Raw genomic sequence first — 19,409 nt, forward strand, 5'->3', positions numbered from 1 at the left:
AGGCCCAAACGATGCTGGAACAACGTTACAGCTATCTGTTTCGCTGAGCCAGCAGGGCCCGCAAAAAAGCCACCGTATTCCGGTGGCTTTTTTGCGTCTTGTGACGCGGGTGCAGGCTTCACCTGCGCCTTGATCAGGCCTTAATCAGTTCGCTGGCATCAAAGCCCAGCCGCAGACCACCCCAGTGGCGGCCGCTGACGTGGATCGGCAAGTCCAGTTCGGTCATGATTTCGCCGGTATCGCGCACATAGGTTTGCAGCAGGAAACGCTGGGTGTTGCGTGCCGCGCGCAGGCCGGCCGGGTCGTTGAAGATCCGTTTGTCGCGGCTGTTAAGCAGGTCGACAGCCGGATCGCCGGTTGCGGGTTTGGAGTACCAGCTGTTGTGGGTTGCACCGTAGCCGTTGGTGTCGGTGGCCAGCGAGAACTTGCCGCCACTGGTTTCGCGTACCAGCGCATCGTAGAGCGGCTGGATTTCCTTTTCGAACAGGCCGTCATAACCGGTGCGGAATTTGGGCGGATTGGTTCCTGATACCGCTTGGTAGCGCTGATCGAAGATGTCGACGCCGCGCAGGCTGAACTCGGCGAGCTTGTCGGCAATCTGGTCGCGATACCGGCCGGCGCGCTGGATCGCCGCGTCGAGCTCGCCCTGGCCGACGATAAAGCGACCGATCATTTCCTGGACCTTCTCGGTGGCGCTCGACAGGTCCTGCGACGATTGCGCCGAACGCGTCATCCGTTCGTTGACGGCCAGTGAGAGCTGGTGGATTTCCGAAACGTTGGCGTTGACCGTGTTGTTGGCCTCGGTGAACTCTTTCAGCGTGGCGGCGATGCCGGTCAATGCCTCGCTGGTGTTCTCGAAATCGCTCATCATCTTGGCGAACTGCCCCGAGGCCTTGGCAACCACTTCATGGGTCAGTTTGGCGTCGTGGGTGATCTGGACCGTTTCGGTCTGCGTTTCAGCGACCTGGCCCAGCATGCTGTCGATATCGTGCGAGATGTTGTCGGTGGCGACGTGGACCTTCTCGGCCAGTTTGCGCACTTCGTCGGCAACAACGGCAAAACCGCGGCCCGCCTCTCCGGCGCGAGCGGCTTCGATCGCCGCATTCAGCGCCAGCAGATTGGTTTGCCCGGAGATTTCCTTGATCAGATCGACGATGGTCTTGATGCTGGCCGAGCGCTGGTTCAGGCCGTCGACGGTGCTGTTGAAGTTTTCGATCTTGGTGGTGATCGCGTTGATCCGCTCGGTCACGTCCTGCAGCTCGGCATACGACGCATGCGCAAGTTCCAGATTCTGGCCGGTGGTTTCCGAAATCGCCTGTGTGCGTTGCGACACCTGGTTGATGCCGGTGGTGGTGGCGTTGCTCGCCTCGACGACACCCTGTGCCAACTGGTCCTGCTGCTTGGTCGAGGTGGCCGAATCCTTGATGTTCTTCATCGATTTGGCCGCTTCGAGCGCAATGCCGACGGTCATCGACTGGACGCTGGCAATCGTATCGCGCTGCCGCGCAAGAAAGCGGTTGCATGTGCCGGCCAGTTTGCCGATCTCGTCACAGGTGATCACCGGCACGTCGACCGACAGGTCGCCTTCGCCGCTGGATACTTCGTTGAACACGGCGGTAATGCGCTGGATCGGCCGGGTGATCCAGAAGTTGAAGTACAGGTACTGAACGGTGACTAGCACCAGCATCAGTACCAGCATCGCCCAGCAGACCGCGCGTACCGAGCCGAGCGGCGCGACCAGTGCATTGCTGGCGACCACGTCCAACCGCAAACCGGCAGCGGCTTGGGCCAGCTGACTCTCGGCGATGTAGACAGCGAGTAGCGTGACGACGGGTACCAGTGCGAACAGGTATAGAAAGGCAAACTTGCGGGCCAGCGTCGGCAGGACGTGGCGCTCCAGCGCCGAATGAAATCCGTTAGAAGCGCTCATCTTCTCGATCTCCCCTGAGCAGCACGCCTTGGGCGTGTGTGCGTGTAGCTGTTTTTTTATATTTATTTCGTTTGTTTCGGCCCGATCAGCAAAAACTTGAATCGGGCCGAGCGATCAGGCGGACAGCGCGGCCTGCAAGTGCTCAAGCGACAGGTGCCAGCGCTGCAGCATGTGACGGAACACCGCGAGTTCGACGGCGCTGAAGTCGTCGTCGGCCTTGGCGATGTCGAGCGCGAGCGCAGCGACGAGGATGCGTTTTTTGGGATCGTCGATGGTGTCGAGCAGGTCTTCAATACGTTCGCGATCGATCAGCTTGATCGTGCCGGCCTCATCCGCCTCGTCCGACAGGTCGTTACAGTAGTCGTGGACGACTTCGATGAAGCGTTTGCGGCTGATGCCCAGCACTTCGTAAACGCGCAGGTGTTCAAGCTGGTCGAGCTCTTCCGGGTCGAAATTGCCGTCACACATCATCTGCAGCACGAGCAGGCGTGCCATCGCCTCCGGACTATTGTTCGCGTACTTTTTCATTTTTCACCCTTTGTAAGGCCAGTGCCGCGAGAAAAGTCTCGGGAATGGCTGCTGTTTTTCGCATGCGGTAGTCGAAAAATGCCAGATTGGTCTTCGCTTGGGCAATCAATCTGTCATTGGTGCGTACTTCGTAATACAGATCGAAGTTGGTGCGCTCGAAGTCTGCCGCTGTAAGCTGAATGGTCAACAGGTCGCCGAGAAAGGCTTCGCTGCGGAATGCGATCAAGGCATCGCTCTGAATCAGACCCGGCCGCTCGTCAGTGCCGAGCTCGTCGAAACCGAGCACCTGCAGAAACTGCATACGGGCTTCGTGCAGCAGGCCGAGCAGCGCCTGGTTGCCAAGGTGGGCGCCATAGTTCAGGTCCGTAACCCGAACCGCAAGCGCGCATTGAAAATCCGGATCTGCGGGCAGGGTGAGTTTCAGGCGGGGCATTGGTGTGGCAATGCTTTTATTAGGATTGGCGTTCCAGTGTATGCGTGCCCCCAAGGGGCCGCAATGGGGGGGTTCTGCTAAACTTGAAGTAAGCGCAACCGATTGGGGAAGACCATGTACGACCGCATTCTGGTACCGGTAGACGATAGCGAAACCAGCGTTGCAGCGCTGCGCGAGGCGGTGAAAGTCGCCTGCAATCAGCGTGCCAAGGTAAAGATCGTGCATGTGATCGATCTGGCCCAGTTCGCCTGGAGCGCCAACGAGTTTCTCGACGTTCCGCAACTGCAGGAGGCGCTGCGCCGTTCGGGGCAGCGCGTGCTGGATCAGCAGGGCGAGGTCCTCAAGGCCGCTGGCGTTGAGGTCGAAGTCGAGCTGCTGGAGGCGTGGGGCGGGAATCTGGCACGGGCCATCGTCGATGAAGCCGACAAGTGGCAGGCGCAACTGATCGTGATGGGCACGCACGGCTACGGTGGCCTGACGCATCTGCTGCTCGGCAGTGTCGCCGAAGGCGTCATGCACATCACGCCGATGCCGGTATTGCTGGTGAGGGCCAAGGCGGAATGAAGCTGCAAGACGGCCGATTGCGCGTCGACGATCACGCGCGCGACGCGGCTGGCCTGACCTATGTCTACCCGGTGGTGTCGCGGCGCGCCGGTGGCGTGTCGGTCGGCATCAACCTCAATCCGAACAATGCCTGTAACTGGCGCTGTGTCTATTGTCAGGTGCCGGCGTTGCAGCGCGGTGGTCCGCCGCCGATCGATCTGGCCCAGCTGGAGGTCGAGCTGGTTGCCATGCTCGACGACATCGTTCACGGCGATTTCATGCAGGCGCGAGTGCCGGAAGGCGCGCGTCGACTCAACGACATCGCCTTTTCGGGCAATGGCGAACCGACGATGAGCCCGGAGTTTCCGGCGGCGATCGCGCTGGTCGGTCGCGTGATGGCCCGTTTCGGGCTGACCGGAAAAATCAAGCTGGTGCTGATTACCAACGGCAGTCAGCTCTACAAGCCGGCCGTGCAGGGGGCGCTGGAAGCGATGGCGGTCTTGGGCGGTGAGGTCTGGTACAAGCTTGATCGTGCGCCACAGGACGGATTTAGCGCCGTCAATCAGGTTCAGCTCAAGGCGGCATCGGTGCGCGAGCACCTGGCCGCCGCGTCGCGTCGTTGCCCGACGTGGCTGCAGACCTGCATGTTCGCGGTCGATGGCGTCTTGCCGGACGACGTCGTGCTGGATGCGTATCTGGACTATCTGGCGTCGCTACGCGCTGCGGATATCGCGTTGCAGGGGGTCTTGTTGTACGGCTTGGCGCGTCCATCGATGCAGGCGGAGGCGCCGCGCTTGTCGGCGGCACCGGTCGCGTGGATGCAGGCACTGGCGGCGCGAATTGAAGGGTTGGGGCTCAATGTACGCTTGAGCCTCTGAAAATGACAAAGCCCCGCGAGCGGGGCTTTGTTGTGTCCAGTCGCCAGCGTGTTAGCGCGCGCTGAGCTGGGCCGACTGCAGATGTACCGGCTCGCGGTCGCGCGTGGCGGCGAGGCGCAGCGTTTCGTACAGCTCCGGCTTCATTTCCTTGAGGTATTCGAGGATCAGGTAGTCCTCGCGGTTGATCTTGCCCAGATCGACCTCTTCGATGTGGACAACGCGGAGCAGCTCGCGCACCGGACGCGGCATGTTGCGACCGCTTTCGTAGCGGGAACCACCGCTTTGCGTCACGCCAATCTTGCTCCAGAATTCCTGCTGATTCAGACCAAGACGGCGGCGCACTTCGCGCGGGTTCGGGGTGGTTTCTTTCAATTGTCGGACTCCTCTCAATACGGCGGCATGGCGGCTTAAACCTTGACGTCATCATAAAGTTGAGGGCCAGTTGCATACACGTAAGTATTTCCTTATGAACATGTGATTTAGTAACGCAACTATATGCCATGTGATTCGAAACTTGATTTTCTTGTTAAGCAACATTTTGCCCACCTTGCGCTCATGGAGATGGATCCGGGAAGGAAGGTGGCGCAAGTGAATGATTTCAATAATCATTTACCTGTTGAAGTGGGCGCTTTGCATATCGGTCGCATCACTGTTCCGGGGCGGCCGGAGCGGCCGATTCTGGTGGCGCCGAGCGAGCTGGCGAACCGATCGACTCATAGCCTAGAGGGACGTGCGGCGCTGCTGCACGCGATCGCGCACATCGAGTTCAACGCCATCAATCTGGCGCTGGATGCCGTGTGCCGGTTCAGTGATATGCCCGATGCTTACTATTGCGACTGGTTGCAGGTAGCGCGCGAGGAAGCACTGCATTTCACCTTGCTCAGCGAGCACCTTGCCAGCCTGGGTTACGCCTATGGCGATTTCCCGGCGCACAACGGGCTGTGGGAAATGGCGGTCAAGACCGACGACGATGTGATGGCGCGCATGGCGCTGGTGCCGAGGATTCTGGAGGCGCGGGGGCTGGATGTGACGCCGGGGATTCGCGAGAAGCTCAAGCAAAGTGGCGATCACCGCGCCTGTGAGATCCTCGACCTCATCCTGCGCGATGAAATCGGCCACGTGCAGATCGGCAATCGCTGGTTTCACTGGTGCTGTGCCGAGCGCGGACTCGATCCGGTACCGACCTTCGTTGGTCTGCTACGCGATTACGATGCGGTGCTGCCGCGTGGCAAGCTGAACTACCCGGCGCGACGGGCGGCGGGGTTCAGCGACGAAGAGCTTGAACTGATCGAGTCGATCAAGCTGGTCTAGCAGGCTGCGAAGGTTGGAGGGGGGACCCATCTCAACCGATTCTGAGCTGCAGGTCGTCGCGTTCGTCGGCGGCATCACGCAAGGTGGCCAGCAGCGCGGCATGGCGTTCGGTGCCGAGGTGAGCGCGGGCGTCGTCGGCATCGGGCCAGTTCAGCGTGAGCGGACCTTCCACGTCCACCGTCAGCAGATCGAACAGGGCGTCGAGATTGCGGCCGAAATGGTCGGGTAGCGGTAATTGGCGCCCCAGTTGCGCGTAGACGTCGTCCATGCTGTGTATGTCGTGCAGCAACACGTTGCGGTGTGCGGTCATCGGGACTCCTTACGGCTGGCAGGCGGGCAATTCGGTGAAGGTCTGGTAGTGATCGACGGTGACGAAGCGCCGGCCGCGTGGCTCGAACACGAGGCGCTTGGCGCCGCGCTTTCCGCCACGATAATCGAGATCGGCTTCACGATACTGTCCTTGTGGCAGCCGTTGCTCCCGATTGCCGAAGCGGTCACCGCCGATCGAATGGCCGGGCAATACCTGCCAGAGGTCTTTGCCCGGTTTCCAGCCGGCGGTCTGCGCATCGCGTTTGGTGACATAGCGTTCGGGCAGACGTCCGCTGCGGGACAGGGCTTCAAGCGCGGCAGCCAGCTCGGCGCGGTCAAGCCGTTGCGATGCTGCGGCCGTTGCGGCGACGTCGCTGCAGCGCGGGAGTGCGGCAACGGCCGGCAGGGTGAGGCCGAGCATCAGGCCGAATAACAGGGTCAGTCGCATGGCGGGTCCGGTGGCGGTTCAGGCGGCGTCGAGCGGCGTCAGCAGCACCAGTTTCAGCGCCTCGTGATCGACAAGCTTGAACGACAGTTGATGATAGACACGCAGGCCGTCTCGCGGATGAGCGAATGCACGCTCGCCACCCTGGCGTTCGAGCACGTCGTGCCGGCGCCAGTACTCGGCGAACTCGGGGCTGGCTTGTGAAAGATGCGCGATGAGCTCGAGCAGGGTCGCATCATCGATGCTGGCGCGCGTGTCGGCACGGAACTCGGCGGCCAGCCGGCGGGCGCGAATTTCCCAGTCGACGACCAGCGTTCGGGCGGCCGGATCGAGAAAAACGAAGGCGAGCAAGTTCGGCGATGCATCGCTGGCAAGCCAGGGGCCGAACAAGCGGGCGGCAGCGTCGTTCCACGCGAGCACGTCCCAGCGCCGGCCGAGCACGTAGGCAGGGCCGGCAAAGCCACGCAGCGCGGCTTCAAGCACGCCGGGCGAGACGTCATGTTCGCCACGCGGCTGCTGCGGGTCGTGCCGGCCGGCCAGCTCGAACAGGTAGGCGCGTTGCGACCGTTCCATCCGCAATGCCACGGCCAGCCGGTCGAGTGCATCGGCCGATACGCTGATGTCGCGGCCTTGTTCGATCCAGGTATACCAGGTGGGACTGATGTCGCAGAGTTGCGCGACCTCTTCACGACGCAGCCCGGCGGTGCGCCGTCGCGCGCCAGCCGGGAAGCCGAAGGCGGCGGGGGCGCACTGCTGGCGCAGGCTCATAAGGAAGTCGCCGAGTTCCTTGCGGCGGATCGATGCGCTGGCGGACACGGCGGGACTCTGGCTGTTACTGTTGATACCAGTATAAGTGCTAAACTTGTTCCAGTATCCAAACGCTTCTAATCTTGCCTGCATTGGGTGGCAAGACAGATGTTTTCCCCACCCGCGGTGGTTGCCGATGCGTGATCCAGCTCACGCCGTCGCGTCGGCAGCACGGTATGATCTCACCGTGGAGACACGGTTCTTCTCTGGAACGAATATGGCCGCACAGACGCTTTACGACAAACTCTGGCACTCGCACATCGTCAGCGAGGAAGCCGATGGTACCTGTCTGCTTTATATCGATCGCCATCTGGTGCACGAAGTGACCAGCCCGCAGGCGTTCGAGGGGCTCAAGCTCGCGGGCCGCAAGCTGTGGCGCGCCAGCTCGGTCGTCTCGACGCCGGACCACAATACCCCGACCGATCACTGGGACGAAGGCATCAAGGATCCGATCTCGCGCCAGCAGGTCGAGACGCTGGACGCCAACATCAAGGAATTCGGCGCGCTCGTCTATTACCCGTTCAAGGACAAGCATCAGGGCATCCTGCACGTTGTCGGTCCGGAAAGCGGCGCGACCTTGCCGGGGATGACCGTCGTCTGCGGCGACAGCCATACCTCGACCCACGGCGCCTTCGGTGCGCTGGCGCATGGTATCGGCACCTCGGAAGTCGAGCACGTGTTGGCGACGCAGTGCCTGGTGGCGAAGAAATCCAAGGCGATGCTGGTGCGCGTTGATGGTCAGCTCGGTCGTGGCGTGACCGCCAAGGACGTAGCGCTGGCGATCATCGGCAGGATCGGTACCGCCGGTGGTACCGGTTATGCGATCGAATTCGGCGGCAGCGCGATTCGCGGCCTGTCGATGGAAGGGCGGATGACCCTGTGCAATATGGCGATCGAAGCGGGCGCGCGCGCCGGCATGGTCGCGGTCGACCAGACGACGATCGACTATGTCAAAGGCCGTCAGTTCGCGCCGAACGCGGCACAGTGGGAGGCTGCGGTGGCCAACTGGCGCACGCTGGTGTCCGACGACGGCGCGGTGTTCGACGCCGTGGTCGAGCTCGATGCCGGCGCCATTGAGCCGCAGGTCACCTGGGGAACATCGCCCGAGCAGGTGCTGTCGATCAACGGCCGGGTGCCGGATCCGGCAGCTGAATCCGATGCGGTGAAAAAAGGCAGCTACGAGCGCGCGCTGCAATATATGGGTTTGACCGCCAACACCCCGATCTCCGAGATTCCGGTCGACAAGGTGTTCATCGGTTCGTGTACCAACTCGCGCATCGAAGATTTGCGCGCGGCGGCGTCGGTGGTCAAGGGCAAGCAGAAGGCCGACTCGGTCAAGCTGGTGATGATTGTGCCGGGTTCGGGGCTGGTCAAGGCGCAAGCCGAGGCAGAAGGGCTCGACAAGGTGTTTACCGATGCCGGCTTTGAATGGCGTGAACCGGGCTGCTCGATGTGCCTGGCGATGAACGCAGACCGGCTCGAGCCGGGCGAGCGCTGTGCATCGACCAGCAATCGCAATTTCGAAGGTCGGCAGGGCCAGGGTGGGCGTACCCATCTGGTCAGTCCGGAAATGGCCGCGGCTGCGGCGATTGCCGGCCATTTTGTCGACGTGCGTCAGTGGAAATAAGGAGTCGAAGAATGAAGCGTTTTGGTCTGATTCTGGCGGCATGCGCCGCGGTATTCGCCTTGTCGGCGTGCAATACCGTCAATGGTTTTGGCAAGGATCTGAAGCAGCTCGGTGGGCAAATCGACGAGAAATCGTCCAAATAGGACCAAGTCATGAAAGCATTTAGCCAACTCGATGGTCTCGTCTGTCCGCTCGACCGTGCCAACGTCGACACTGACGCGATCATCCCCAAGCAGTTTTTGAAGTCGATCAAGCGCTCGGGCTTTGGCCCGAATCTCTTCGACGAGTGGCGCTACCTCGACCATGGCGAACCGGGCGTGGATAACAGCGGTCGCCCGCTGAATCCGGATTTCGTACTGAATTTTCCGCGTTACGCCGGCGCACAAGTGCTGTTGGCGCGGGATAACTTCGGCTGTGGTTCGAGCCGCGAGCATGCGCCGTGGGCGATCGACGACTACGGCTTTCGCGTGGTGATCGCCCCGAGCTTTGCCGACATTTTCTTCAACAACTGCTACAAGAACGGCCTGCTGCCGATCGTGCTGGCGGCCGATGTGGTCGAGCGCTTGTTCAAGGCTTGCGAGGCGCAGGAAGGCTATCGCTTGAACGTCGATCTGGCTAATCAGACCGTGACAACGCCAGCGGGCGAGTCGTTTGCCTTCGAGGTGACTGCGCATCGCAAGCATTGCCTGCTCAACGGTCTGGATGAAATCGGCCTGACGCTGGCGCATGCGGACGAGATCCGCGCTTTCGAAGCCAAGCATCGCGAATCCAAGCCCTGGCTGTTCGTTTGAGCGGTTAGCTGTACCGAAGATTGGGGAAGGTCAATACGACCTTCACCTGATTTGTCGTATAGTTAGCCGTTTTCTTGTCTACCCCGGAAAGACCATGATTCTGCATAAATTCAAAAATCAAGCCGATCTCGACCGCGCCGCTGCCGACCTGTTCATTTCGGTTGTCCGTTCCAAGCCCAATGCAGTGCTTGGCATGGCCACCGGCGGCACGCCAGTCGGTCTGTATCAAGAAATCGTCAAGACCTACAAGCAGGGTCTGGTCAGCTTCAAGGAAGTTACGACGTTCAACCTCGACGAATACGTCGGTCTGCCGGTCAGCCATCCGGAGTCGTACCGCAGCTTCATGCAGCGCAACCTGTTCGACCATATCGACATCCTGCCGGAAAACACCCACGTGCCGAACGGCAATGCCGAAGACATCGATGGTGAAGGTCGTCGCTACGACGAAGCGATCTACCAGCAGGGTTCGGTCGACATGCAGCTGCTCGGTATCGGCGGCAATGGCCACATCGGCTTCAACGAGCCGGACGACGAGCTGTCGCGCTTCACCCACAAGGTCACGCTGAAGGAAAGCACGCGCGAGGCCAATAAGCGCTTCTTCAACTCGATCGACGAAGTGCCGACGCACGCGATCACCATGGGCATGGGCTCGATCCTGCACGCCCGCGCGATCCTGCTGGTGGTCAAGGGGCAGGAAAAGGCCGAGATCCTCGACCGCACGCTGAATGGCCCGATCACCACCCAGGTGCCGGCATCCTTGCTGCAAACGCACCCGCGCGTGATCGTGATGACCGACTGTGATGTGACCTACAAGGTTTCGCACTCGTAATCGAATGCGCTGATGAAAAGCGGGAGCGATCCCGCTTTTTGTTTGCCTTCGATTTGCCGCACTGCCCATAAAAACAATGATTTCACTGGATTTGAGCATGGCATTGACTCGCAAGGCGTGCGCCGGTTTCTGGGCTGCCGCATTTCTATCGCTACCGATGACCTTGATTGCTGGGGCCGCCGTGGCCGCGCCGCCAGCGGCGAAGGCGGGGGGCTCCGAAGAAGCGCAGATGCTGTTCTGGAGTAGCATCAAGGACAGCAAGGACCCGGCCGAATTTCAGGCCTATCTGGATCAATACCCGAACGGGGTGTATGCGAAGCTGGCCGAGATCAAGCTTTCCAGGTTGCAGAAGCCGCTGACGGCGAGTCCAAAGCCGCCGGTTCAGCCTGTTGCGGTACCCGTTGCGGCGCCGTCAGCCGTCGTGCCGGCAGTTGCAGTCCCGAAGTTGAACTACCGGCTGGTCTATCGTGGAGGACGTCCGCAAACGTTGACCTTGAAGTTTGACGGTGAGCGTTGGGTCACCAACGATCCGGTCGAGCGTTACAACTGCTTGCTTGGGCCGATCGCGGAATCAGTCGCGGCGCCTGCGGTCTGGGATGTCAGGCGTCTGCTGAGCGAGGCCGCCGCAGGTGTCAACATTCCCCGCAAGATCAAGTCATCCGCTGCCCGTGGCGATGACGCGCTGTCGCGCTATACGGTCAAGAAAGTGGATCAGGACGGTGCGCTGGTCCGCATGCTGATCGAAGGCGATCAGGCTCCGGTTGGGCGCATGTCGGGCGGGTCAGAGGCATTGCGATTCTCGCTGGACGTGAGCATCGACCAGGATCGTGGCGTGCTGAACTCGGCAAAGACCTGGATCACGACCACGTCGGGCGGTCGCTTCAATTGCGAAATCAGTTTGGCTGGATGACCGCAGGTGGTGCGTGCGGCCATCGCGTTTTTTGTTTTCTATCTGGAGTGTGAGTTCCCATGAAAGTTCTGATTCTGCCCGGTGACGGCATTGGCCCGGAAATCGTTGCGCAAGCCAAGAAGGTGTTGAATGCGCTGCAAAAAGACGGTCTGGACATCACGCTGAGCGAGGCGCCGCTCGGCGGCGCGGCCTACGACGCCTACGGTGCGCCGTATCCCGAATTCACCCAGAAGCTCGCGCGCGAAGCCGATGCGATCCTGCTCGGCGCCGTTGGCGGCCCGCAGTACGACCAGCTCGATCGCCCGCTGCGCCCGGAGCGCGGCCTCTTGGGCATTCGCAAGGATCTGGGGCTGTTTGCCAACCTGCGCCCGGCCATCCTGTATCCGGAGCTGGCGAATGCATCGACGCTGAAGCCGGAAGTCGTTTCGGGGCTCGACATCCTGATCGTGCGTGAACTGACCGGCGACATCTACTTCGGCCAGCCGCGCGGCATTCGCGTCAACGAAGCCGGCGAGCGCGAAGGCTTCAACACGATGCTGTACAGCGAGTCTGAAGTGCGCCGGATCGCCCACGTCGCGTTCCGCGCGGCGCAGAAGCGCGGCAAGAAGCTGTGTTCGGTCGACAAGGCCAACGTGCTCGAGACGACCGAGTTCTGGAAGGAAATCATGATCGACGTCGCCAAGGAGTACCCGGACGTCGAGCTCAGCCACATGTATGTCGACAACGCCGCCATGCAGCTGGTGCGTGCACCGAAGCAGTTCGACGTGATGGTGACCGGCAATATCTTTGGCGACATCCTGTCGGATCAGGCATCGATGCTGACCGGTTCGATCGGCATGCTGCCGTCGGCGTCGCTCGACCAGAACGGCAAGGGTATGTACGAGCCGAGCCACGGTTCGGCACCGGACATCGCCGGCAAGGACATCGCCAACCCGTTGGCGACGATCCTGTCGGCGGCGATGATGCTGCGCTACAGCCTGAACAACGAAGCGGCTGCGCTTCGGGTCGAGAACGCCGTCAAGGCCGTGCTCGCCAAGGGCCTGCGCACTGCCGACATCTATGAGGCCGGTACCGAGAAAGTCAGCTGCTCGCAGATGGGCGACGCGGTCGTCGCCGCGCTGTAAGCGCGTTTCGCCGACAAAAAAAGCACCGCAATGCGGTGCTTTTTTGCTGTGTACCACGCCGGTTCAGCTGACTCCCGAGCCGCTGCCGCTGATCAAGACACCACGATGGTAGCCGGCGGGTTTGTCTCCGACGGTCGCGCCGCCGTAGATCATGCCCTGCATCGCATTGGTGAAGAAGTAATAGGGAAACGGCGCGGCCGGCGCGCTGGCATCGTCGAGCCGCTGGTGCAATTCGGCCGGTATGTCGAAATCCAGCGCCTGCAGATTGGACCTCAGTTGATCAGGCCGGCTGGCGCCGACGAGGACGCTGCTCACGGCGGGGCGATGGGCCACCCAGTTGAGCGCCACCTGATTCATCGGGCGATCGACCTGCGCGGCGACGTCCTCCAGGGTTGCGACGATCTGCCAGTTTCGCTCGCTCAGATGCTGAAAGGCCGGGTTGCCGCTGTTTTGCATCGTGGCAAGGCGGCCGCTGGCTTGATCGTCCTTGCGGTACTTGCCCGAGAGCAGGCCGCTGGCGAGCGGGCTCCAGGCGGTTAGGCCCATGCCGAGTTCGATCGCCAGTCGCGTGTATTCGTGTTCAAGATTTCGCTCAACCAGCGAGTACTGCAATTGCAGCGTCGAAATGGGTTCGAAGCCACGCCATTCGGCCAGTGTCTGCACGCGGGCCGCATACCAGGCCGGCACGTCGGACAGGCCAAGGTGCCGCACCTTGCCGGCGCGGACGAGGTCGTCGAGCGTGCGGATTACTTCCTCGGCCGGCGTGATCTGGTCCCAGGCGTGCAGGTAAAGCACGTCGAGAAAATCGGTGCCGAGCCGCTTTAGCGAGCCTTCGACGGCCTGAAGGATATGTTTGCGGCCATTGCCGCCGCCGTTGGCGTTGCGGTCGCCCAGATTGAAAGTGAACTTGCTCGCAAGCACCACGTGGTGACGCGCCTGGCGTGCCGCGACGAATTCGCCGAGCCAGGTTTCGCTGGTGCCATTGGTATACGCATCGGCGGTATCGAAAAAATTGCCGCCAGCGTCGAGATACAGGTCAAAGACTGCACGGGCATCGGCTTTGTCCGCGCCCCAGCCCCATTCGGTGCCAAAGGTCATCGTGCCCAGCGACAGCCGGCTGACGCGCAGGCCGCTGCGACCCAAGGTGTAATAACGATCGATCGACATGAAGGACTCCGGTGTTTGAGGAGCAGCACCGCGATGGATTGAGCGAGGCCATCTGCGCGCTGAAAACCCAGTTTAGGTATTGCCGATGAAAATACCTTGCAGCGCAGCAATGGCTTTTAGCCGCTGCGAATAGCGCCTTCGGGTGACGGCTGGACGGAGGGCGGGGAAGGTCGGCGAGCTTCGTTCATCGCACGCTCGCCGGTCGCATTCACCCGGGGCGAATCGGCTACGACGAATCGGATACAATAGCCCCATCCCCAAAGGGCGCGCAGGCGCCCTTTTCCCATTCCGGAGGTTTCATGGCTCATCTTTCCCTTGGCGTGCTCGGCGCCACTTCCTCGCTCGGACAGGCGCTGCTCGACGTGATCACCGACAGCCCGCTGCGCCTCGCCGCGCTGTTTCCGCTGACGATGAGCGACGACGAGGGTCTGGTTGAATTCCGTGGTGAAGACCACCCCGAATTCAACGTCGAGGATTTCGAGTGGAGCCAGTTGCGCGTACTGGTCAATACCGTGCCGGACGTCAACGCAGTGCTCGATGAAGCGGCCACAGCCGGCGTCATCGTCATCGACCTGACCGGCGCGAACCCGCCCGGCGGCAAACTGGCCAAGGGCCAGGTCTTGTCGCTGCCCGATCCGTTCGCGCAGCAACTGGCGACGCTGGTTGCGCCGCTGGCCGAACTGGGCGAGGTCGCGCAAGTCACGGCAACCGGCTTGCTGTCGGTCTCGACCGAAGGCCAGGCCGGCATCGATGCGCTGTCGGGCCAGACCCGCTCGCTGTTTGCGCAGACTGAGCACGAGACCGAGGTCTATCCCAAACGGATTGCCTACAACGTGCTGGGCGGTTTCGGTGTGCCGGATGAAGGTGGTGCGACGGTCGAAGAAAACGCCGCGCTGGCACTGCTGAAGAAGCAGCTGCCCGGCGATTGTGCGATCGACGTCACCTGCTTGCGTACGCCGCATTTCTTCGGCCATGGTGCCAGCGTTACGGTGCGCTTTGCTGCGCCGGTCGAACAGGATGCGGTGGTGGCCGCACTCAAGGCCAGCGAGCGTGTTTTCCTGCTGCAGGTGGCGGGAGAGGCTGGCATCGTTGCCAGCCAGGACGCGGTTGGCGGTGACAAGGTCTGGGTCAGCCGCTTGCGCTTTGCCGCCGATGGCCGTGGTGTCACGCTGTGGAGTGTGGCCGACAATACCCGGCTGCCGGCACTGGCGGTGCTGCAGCTGCTGACGCTGATTGCAGCCAAAGAGTAAAGCGATGCTGCCGCCGATCTCGCACCGCATTGCCGCCGAGCTTGCCTGCCGCCCGGCCCAGGTCGACGCCGCGATCCAGCTGTTCGACGATGGCGCGACCGTGCCTTTTGTCGCGCGCTACCGCAAGGAAGTCACCGGCGGGCTGGACGATACGCAGTTGCGGACGCTGGATGAGCGTTTGCGCTACTTACGCGAGCTGGAAGAGCGGCGGCGCAGCGTGATCGGCAGCGTCGACGAGCAGGGCAAGCTGACGCCGGCACTCCTGGCGCAGCTGCAGGGGGCCGACAACAAGCAAAGGCTTGAAGACCTTTACCTGCCGTACAAGCCCAAGCGCCGCACCAAGGCGCAGATGGCCCGCGAGGCCGGTCTGGCGCCGCTGGCGGCGGCCTTGCTTGCCGATCCGGCCAGAGTGCCGGAGCACGAAGCACTGGCCTATCTCAATGCGGACGTGGCCGATGTCAAGGCGGCGCTCGACGGTGCAAGGGCGATCCTGATCGAGCAATTTGCCGAAGACGCCGAGCTGATCGGCGGCCTGCGTGACTATCTCAAAACGCACGGCGTCGTCAGAACCGCTGTGGTCGAAGGCAAGCAGGACGAAGGCGCGAAGTTTGCCGATTACTTCGAGTACGAAGAAGCGCTGGCCAAGATGCCGTCGCATCGCGTCCTCGCGGTGTTGCGTGGTCGCGCCGAGGGTGTGCTCGGATTTACGCTGGCCTTGCCGGACGATGCGTCGTCACCTGGCGTGTGCGAGCTGCGCATTGCCAAGCGTTTCGGCGTTGCCAACCGGGAGCGTGCCGCTGACAAATGGCTGGCCGATACCGTCCGGCTGACGTGGCGGGCCAAGGTGTTTCCGAGTCTGGAAACCGAACTCGTTGGCGAACTGCGCGAACGGGCCGAGGCCGATGCGATCAAGGTCTTCGCCAGCAACCTCAAGGATCTGCTGCTGGCTGCGCCGGCCGGACCAAGGGCCACGATGGGCCTCGACCCGGGCCTGCGTACCGGCGTCAAGGTCGCGGTCGTCGATGCGACCGGCAAGCTGCTCGATACCGCGACGATCTATCCGCACGAACCGCGCCGGGACTGGCAAGGCGCACTCGCTACGCTAGCGGCGCTGGCAGTGAAGCACCGTGTCGAGCTGATCGCGATCGGCAACGGCACGGCCAGCCGGGAAACCGACAAGCTGGCCGGTGAGCTGATGAAGGCCAGGCCGGAGCTGGGGCTGACCAAGCTCGTCGTGTCCGAGGCTGGCGCGTCGGTGTATTCGGCGTCGGAGCTGGCGGCGAAGGAGTTTCCGGCGCTGGATGTGAGCCTGCGTGGCGCGGTGTCGATCGCACGCCGTTTACAGGATCCACTGGCCGAGTTGGTCAAGATCGACCCGAAGGCGATCGGCGTCGGTCAGTACCAGCATGACGTCAACCAGGCCGGTCTGGCGCGCTCGCTCGAAGTCGTGATCGAGGATTGCGTCAACGCGGTCGGGGTCGATGTGAACACGGCATCGGCGTCGCTGCTTGTTCGTGTGTCGGGCCTGAGTCCGGTGCTGGCGGCGAACATCGTCGAATACCGCGATGCACACGGTGCCTTTGCTGACCGCAAGGCCTTACTCAAGGTGCCACGATTGGGCGACAAGACCTTTGAGCTGGCGGCGGGCTTTCTGCGCATCATGAATGGCAGGAATCCGCTCGATGCGTCTGCGGTGCACCCGGAATCCTACGCGCTCGTCGAAAAAATCGTCGCGCGCGTGCAGCGGGAGGTGAAGACGCTGATCGGCGATACGGCGACGTTACGCGGTTTGAGTCCGGCCGATTTCACCGATGCGCGCTTTGGCGTTCCGACGGTGCGCGACATCCTGGCCGAGCTGGAGAAGCCCGGGCGCGATCCGCGCCCGGAATTCAAGGCCGTCAAATTCGCCGATGGCGTCGAAGACCTCAAGGATTTGCGGCCGGACATGGTGCTCGAAGGCGTCGTGACCAACGTGACCAACTTCGGCGCCTTCGTCGATATCGGCGTGCATCAGGATGGCTTGGTGCATATCTCGGCGCTGACGAACCGCTATGTCAAAGACCCGCGCGAAGTGGTCAAGGCAGGCGATCTGGTGAGGGTCAAGGTGCTGGAGGTCGATACCAAGCGGCGACGCATTGCATTGACGATGCGCCTCGGTGATTCGGCGCAAGACAAGTCGGTGGTCAGTGCGTCAGCCGGAACGGAGAAGCGCAACGCACCCAAACGCGAGGCCGCGCCGATGTCTGGTGCGATGGCGTCGGCGTTGGCTGGCGTTAAACTCAAGCGCTGACCATGCAAAAAACCGGGGTTTAGCCCCGGTTTTTTGTTGTCTCGTAAATAAAAAAACCGGGCACATCGTGCCCGGTTTGAGACCTATGTTCGTGCGTACTGCTTAGAAGTCGGTGCGCAGACCCAGCGAGAACGCGAAGCCGTCCTGATCGACGTAGTCCGGCGTCAGCGAGCCCGAGTTGTTCTTGAACTTACCCTTGGTGTCGTTATCGACGTTCACGAGGTAGGTGTAGAAGCGGGTTTGCTTGGTCGCGTAGTAAACCAGACCCAGCGAGGCTTGTGCGCCGCTGTTGTCGGTCTGGTTCAGCACGTCCTTGGTCCAGGCGTATGCGCCCTGAACTTCGAACTGGCCGAACTTGTAGTTACCGGCTACAGCGAAGTTGTCCCAGTCGCTGCCGGTCTTGCCGTCGTCGCTGTCGACGTGTTCCCAGCCACCGCCCAGTTGCAGACCGAAGTCGAACTTGTAGCCCAGTGCCAGGTTGGTCGCCCAGGTCGACGCGCCATCGGTGATCGGCGAGGTCGAGTGATCGGCGTTGCTGACGTTGGCTTGGCTGAACGTGCGGTTTTCGGCGTAGTAGCCACCCAGGCCGCCGACGAAGCCGTAGCCGCTGTACAGTGCGGCCAGGGCGTAGACCGGCGAATCGTTGCCGGCTTCAGCGCCTTGGTCGAGGCCGTACGAGCCGCGGACCTGGAAGCCGCCGAATTTCGGCGAGTCATAGCTGACCGAGTTCTGCAGACGGCTGTTGAGCTGGGCGTACACGGAGCCCTTGCCCTTGAAGTCGGCGGTATCGGCGAAGTTGTCGAAGATGCTCGACAGGTCCGACGAGGTCAGCAGGGTCTTGTAGGCGCTGTCGTAGTTGCCGAAGCGCAGGGTACCCCAATCGCCTTGCCAGCCGCCGAAGGTGTTACGGCCGCCCCAGGTGGTGTTGCCGGTGCCGCCGTTGCCCGAGGTCTTGACAGCCGATTCGATCTGCCAGATCACCTTGCCGCCGATGTCGAGCTGGTCCGAGCCCTTGAAGCCCAGGCGCGACGTTTGGTCGATCAGCTGCACTTCGCCTTGGTAGTCTTTGCCACCTGCGTCGTCCATCTGGTCATATTCGAGCGACTCGCGGATCGAGCCGTAAACGGTAACTTCAGCTGCTGCAAACTGAGCCACGAAAGCGGCGCCGAGGGCGGCGGCGATCAGGGTCTTTTTCATTACGTTCACTCTCCTGTTGCGGATAAGAGGCCGTGTGTAGCTGGCCTGTACTGTTGCCGTGTTGGTAAATCGGCCGGATGGCCGATGGGGATGGCACGGCGATTCGAAATCGGGGTCAGGCACTACCGTAAATTGCGGGGTGCACCTGTTTGCTTGCCGTTTTCAGTACAGGCAGTCTACGAGGCGATTATGACTTTCACATTACAAATCGCCCTGATTGATCCGCGGCGGAGAGTGTGTATTTCAGTGCTGGAACAAGTCGTAGAGCGCCTTCCCGGGCGATGGCTGACGCATGAAGGCCTCGCCGACAAGGAAGGTGTTGACGTTATTTTGTTGCATTAAGGAGACATCTGTTGTGGCGAGGATGCCGCTTTCGGTCACGACGATGCGGTCCTGCGGGATGTGCGGCAGCAAGCCGAGCGTCGTGTCGAGGCTGACTTCGAAGGTGCGCAGGTTGCGGTTGTTGATGCCGACCAGCGGGGTATTCAGTTCGAGCGCCGCGTCCAGCTCCTCGCCGTTATGCACCTCGACCAGTACCGCCATGCCGAGCGCATGGGCGACGGCTTCGAAATCCTTCATCTGCGCCAGCGGCAGTTCGGCGGCGATCAGCAGGATGCAGTCGGCACCCCAGGCGCGGGCTTCGAACAACTGGTATTCGTCGACCATGAAGTCCTTGCGCAGTGCCGGCAGGGCGCAGGCGGCGCGCGCGGCCTTCAGATACTCTTCGTGCCCCTGGAAGTACTGGCGGTCCGTCAGCACCGACAGGCAGGCTGCGCCGTTGGCGGCGTAATCGGCGGCATGCTCGGCCGGTTGAAAATCGGCACGGATCACGCCCTTGGACGGGCTGGCCTTCTTGATCTCGGCGATGATGCCGGGCTGGCCCGCAGCGTGCTTGGCACGGATGGCGGCGACAAAATCACGGTGATCGGCATGGGCTTCGGCGATGGCGCGAATTTCGGCCATCGGGATGGTTTTGCGGGCGGCAGCGACTTCGTCGTGTTTGGTCGCCCAGATTTTCTTCAGAATGTCGGACATGATTC

21 protein-coding genes are annotated in these 19,409 nt (G+C 61.9%); 11 read left to right on the top strand and 10 right to left on the bottom strand.

The annotated features are described in order from the left end of the window. Positions 1-133: 133 nt before the first annotated feature. The 3 genes from R0382_RS13630 to R0382_RS13640 form a co-directional block, all read right to left on the bottom strand. Positions 134-1,930 carry a methyl-accepting chemotaxis protein gene (locus R0382_RS13630; protein ID WP_432720225.1) on the bottom strand — a complete coding sequence of 599 codons (1,797 nt, stop codon included), beginning with the start codon at positions 1,928-1,930 and terminating at the stop codon, positions 134-136. 114 nt (positions 1,931-2,044) lie between these two features. Beyond that, on the bottom strand, positions 2,045-2,458 hold the full coding sequence (locus tag R0382_RS13635; protein ID WP_432720227.1) for a hypothetical protein: 414 nt from the start codon (positions 2,456-2,458) through the stop codon (positions 2,045-2,047). Further along, complete coding sequence (locus tag R0382_RS13640) at positions 2,436-2,891, bottom strand: thioesterase family protein (protein WP_432720229.1); 456 nt, start codon at positions 2,889-2,891, stop codon at positions 2,436-2,438. Before R0382_RS13640 ends, R0382_RS13635 begins: the two co-directional genes overlap by 23 nt. Positions 2,892-3,005: 114 nt before the next feature. On the opposite strand from R0382_RS13640, the gene R0382_RS13645 reads away from it, so the two are divergent. Both R0382_RS13645 and R0382_RS13650 read left to right on the top strand, forming a co-directional pair. Then, positions 3,006-3,455: a universal stress protein gene (locus R0382_RS13645; RefSeq protein ID WP_432720231.1), complete on the top strand. Its 450-nt coding sequence runs from the start codon at positions 3,006-3,008 to the stop codon at positions 3,453-3,455. Continuing rightward, positions 3,452-4,312, top strand: coding sequence for a radical SAM protein (locus tag R0382_RS13650; RefSeq protein WP_432720232.1), 861 nt, complete (start codon positions 3,452-3,454; stop codon positions 4,310-4,312). The genes R0382_RS13645 and R0382_RS13650 overlap by 4 nt, the downstream gene beginning before the upstream one ends. 51 nt (positions 4,313-4,363) lie before the next feature. On the opposite strand, the gene R0382_RS13655 is transcribed toward R0382_RS13650, so the two are convergent. Further along, positions 4,364-4,684, bottom strand: coding sequence for a helix-turn-helix domain-containing protein (locus R0382_RS13655; RefSeq protein ID WP_432720234.1), 321 nt, complete (start codon positions 4,682-4,684; stop codon positions 4,364-4,366). Positions 4,685-4,807: 123 nt separating this feature from the next. Between R0382_RS13655 and R0382_RS13660 the strand changes: the two genes are divergently transcribed. Further along, on the top strand, positions 4,808-5,623 hold the full coding sequence (locus tag R0382_RS13660; protein ID WP_432720236.1) for a ferritin-like domain-containing protein: 816 nt from the start codon (positions 4,808-4,810) through the stop codon (positions 5,621-5,623). Between the two features lie 31 nt (positions 5,624-5,654). On the opposite strand, the gene R0382_RS13665 is transcribed toward R0382_RS13660, so the two are convergent. The 3 genes from R0382_RS13665 to R0382_RS13675 are packed head-to-tail and all read right to left on the bottom strand — an operon-like array spanning position 5,655 to position 7,193. Continuing rightward, complete coding sequence (locus tag R0382_RS13665) at positions 5,655-5,933, bottom strand: barstar family protein (protein ID WP_432720238.1); 279 nt, start codon at positions 5,931-5,933, stop codon at positions 5,655-5,657. A 9-nt stretch (positions 5,934-5,942) separates the two neighbouring features. Beyond that, positions 5,943-6,380: a ribonuclease domain-containing protein gene (locus tag R0382_RS13670; RefSeq protein ID WP_432720240.1), complete on the bottom strand. Its 438-nt coding sequence runs from the start codon at positions 6,378-6,380 to the stop codon at positions 5,943-5,945. 18 nt (positions 6,381-6,398) lie between these two features. Beyond that, complete coding sequence (locus R0382_RS13675; RefSeq protein WP_432720242.1) at positions 6,399-7,193, bottom strand: helix-turn-helix transcriptional regulator; 795 nt, start codon at positions 7,191-7,193, stop codon at positions 6,399-6,401. A gap of 208 nt (positions 7,194-7,401) precedes the next feature. Between R0382_RS13675 and leuC the strand changes: the two genes are divergently transcribed. The 6 genes from leuC to leuB all read left to right on the top strand — a co-directional run bounded on the left by leuC (position 7,402) and on the right by leuB (position 12,465). Next, on the top strand, positions 7,402-8,811 hold the full coding sequence (gene leuC / locus R0382_RS13680) for a 3-isopropylmalate dehydratase large subunit (protein ID WP_432720243.1): 1,410 nt from the start codon (positions 7,402-7,404) through the stop codon (positions 8,809-8,811). 11 nt (positions 8,812-8,822) lie between these two features. After that, on the top strand, positions 8,823-8,954 hold the full coding sequence (locus R0382_RS13685) for an entericidin A/B family lipoprotein (RefSeq protein WP_432720245.1): 132 nt from the start codon (positions 8,823-8,825) through the stop codon (positions 8,952-8,954). Positions 8,955-8,963: 9 nt separating this feature from the next. Then, complete coding sequence (leuD, locus tag R0382_RS13690; protein WP_432720246.1) at positions 8,964-9,602, top strand: 3-isopropylmalate dehydratase small subunit; 639 nt, start codon at positions 8,964-8,966, stop codon at positions 9,600-9,602. A 94-nt stretch (positions 9,603-9,696) separates the two neighbouring features. Further along, entirely contained in the window at positions 9,697-10,431 is a 735-nt protein-coding gene (nagB, locus tag R0382_RS13695) for a glucosamine-6-phosphate deaminase (RefSeq protein ID WP_432720248.1), read from the top strand. A gap of 97 nt (positions 10,432-10,528) precedes the next feature. Next, positions 10,529-11,341 (top strand): hypothetical protein, encoded by an 813-nt coding sequence (locus R0382_RS13700; protein ID WP_432720250.1) that lies wholly within the window; start codon positions 10,529-10,531, stop codon positions 11,339-11,341. A gap of 59 nt (positions 11,342-11,400) precedes the next feature. Then, entirely contained in the window at positions 11,401-12,465 is a 1,065-nt protein-coding gene (gene leuB / locus R0382_RS13705; protein WP_432720252.1) for a 3-isopropylmalate dehydrogenase, read from the top strand. 63 nt (positions 12,466-12,528) lie between these two features. Here the strand turns inward: leuB and R0382_RS13710 are convergent, their stop codons facing one another. Further along, positions 12,529-13,632, bottom strand: a complete 1,104-nt coding sequence (locus tag R0382_RS13710) for an aldo/keto reductase (RefSeq protein WP_432720254.1) — start codon at positions 13,630-13,632, stop codon at positions 12,529-12,531. Between the two features lie 299 nt (positions 13,633-13,931). Here R0382_RS13710 and R0382_RS13715 point away from each other — a divergent pair, with 299 nt between their 5' ends. Together R0382_RS13715 and R0382_RS13720 are read left to right on the top strand one after the other, a co-directional pair. Next, on the top strand, positions 13,932-14,882 hold the full coding sequence (locus R0382_RS13715) for an Asd/ArgC dimerization domain-containing protein (RefSeq protein ID WP_432720256.1): 951 nt from the start codon (positions 13,932-13,934) through the stop codon (positions 14,880-14,882). Positions 14,883-14,886: 4 nt separating this feature from the next. Continuing rightward, entirely contained in the window at positions 14,887-17,172 is a 2,286-nt protein-coding gene (locus R0382_RS13720) for a Tex family protein (protein ID WP_432720257.1), read from the top strand. A 102-nt stretch (positions 17,173-17,274) separates the two neighbouring features. Here R0382_RS13720 and R0382_RS13725 read toward each other — a convergent pair whose 3' ends face one another. Together R0382_RS13725 and trpC are read right to left on the bottom strand one after the other, a co-directional pair. Next, the gene (locus R0382_RS13725; RefSeq protein ID WP_432720259.1) at positions 17,275-18,369 is read right to left on the bottom strand and encodes a porin; all 1,095 of its coding nucleotides are present in this window, start codon (positions 18,367-18,369) and stop codon (positions 17,275-17,277) included. Between the two features lie 243 nt (positions 18,370-18,612). After that, complete coding sequence (trpC, locus tag R0382_RS13730; protein ID WP_432720261.1) at positions 18,613-19,404, bottom strand: indole-3-glycerol phosphate synthase TrpC; 792 nt, start codon at positions 19,402-19,404, stop codon at positions 18,613-18,615. Positions 19,405-19,409 lie beyond the last annotated feature (5 nt).

It is taken from the genome of Jeongeupia wiesaeckerbachi, assembly GCF_050916355.1.
GTDB classification, from domain to species: Bacteria; Pseudomonadota; Gammaproteobacteria; order Burkholderiales; family Chitinibacteraceae; genus Jeongeupia; species Jeongeupia wiesaeckerbachi.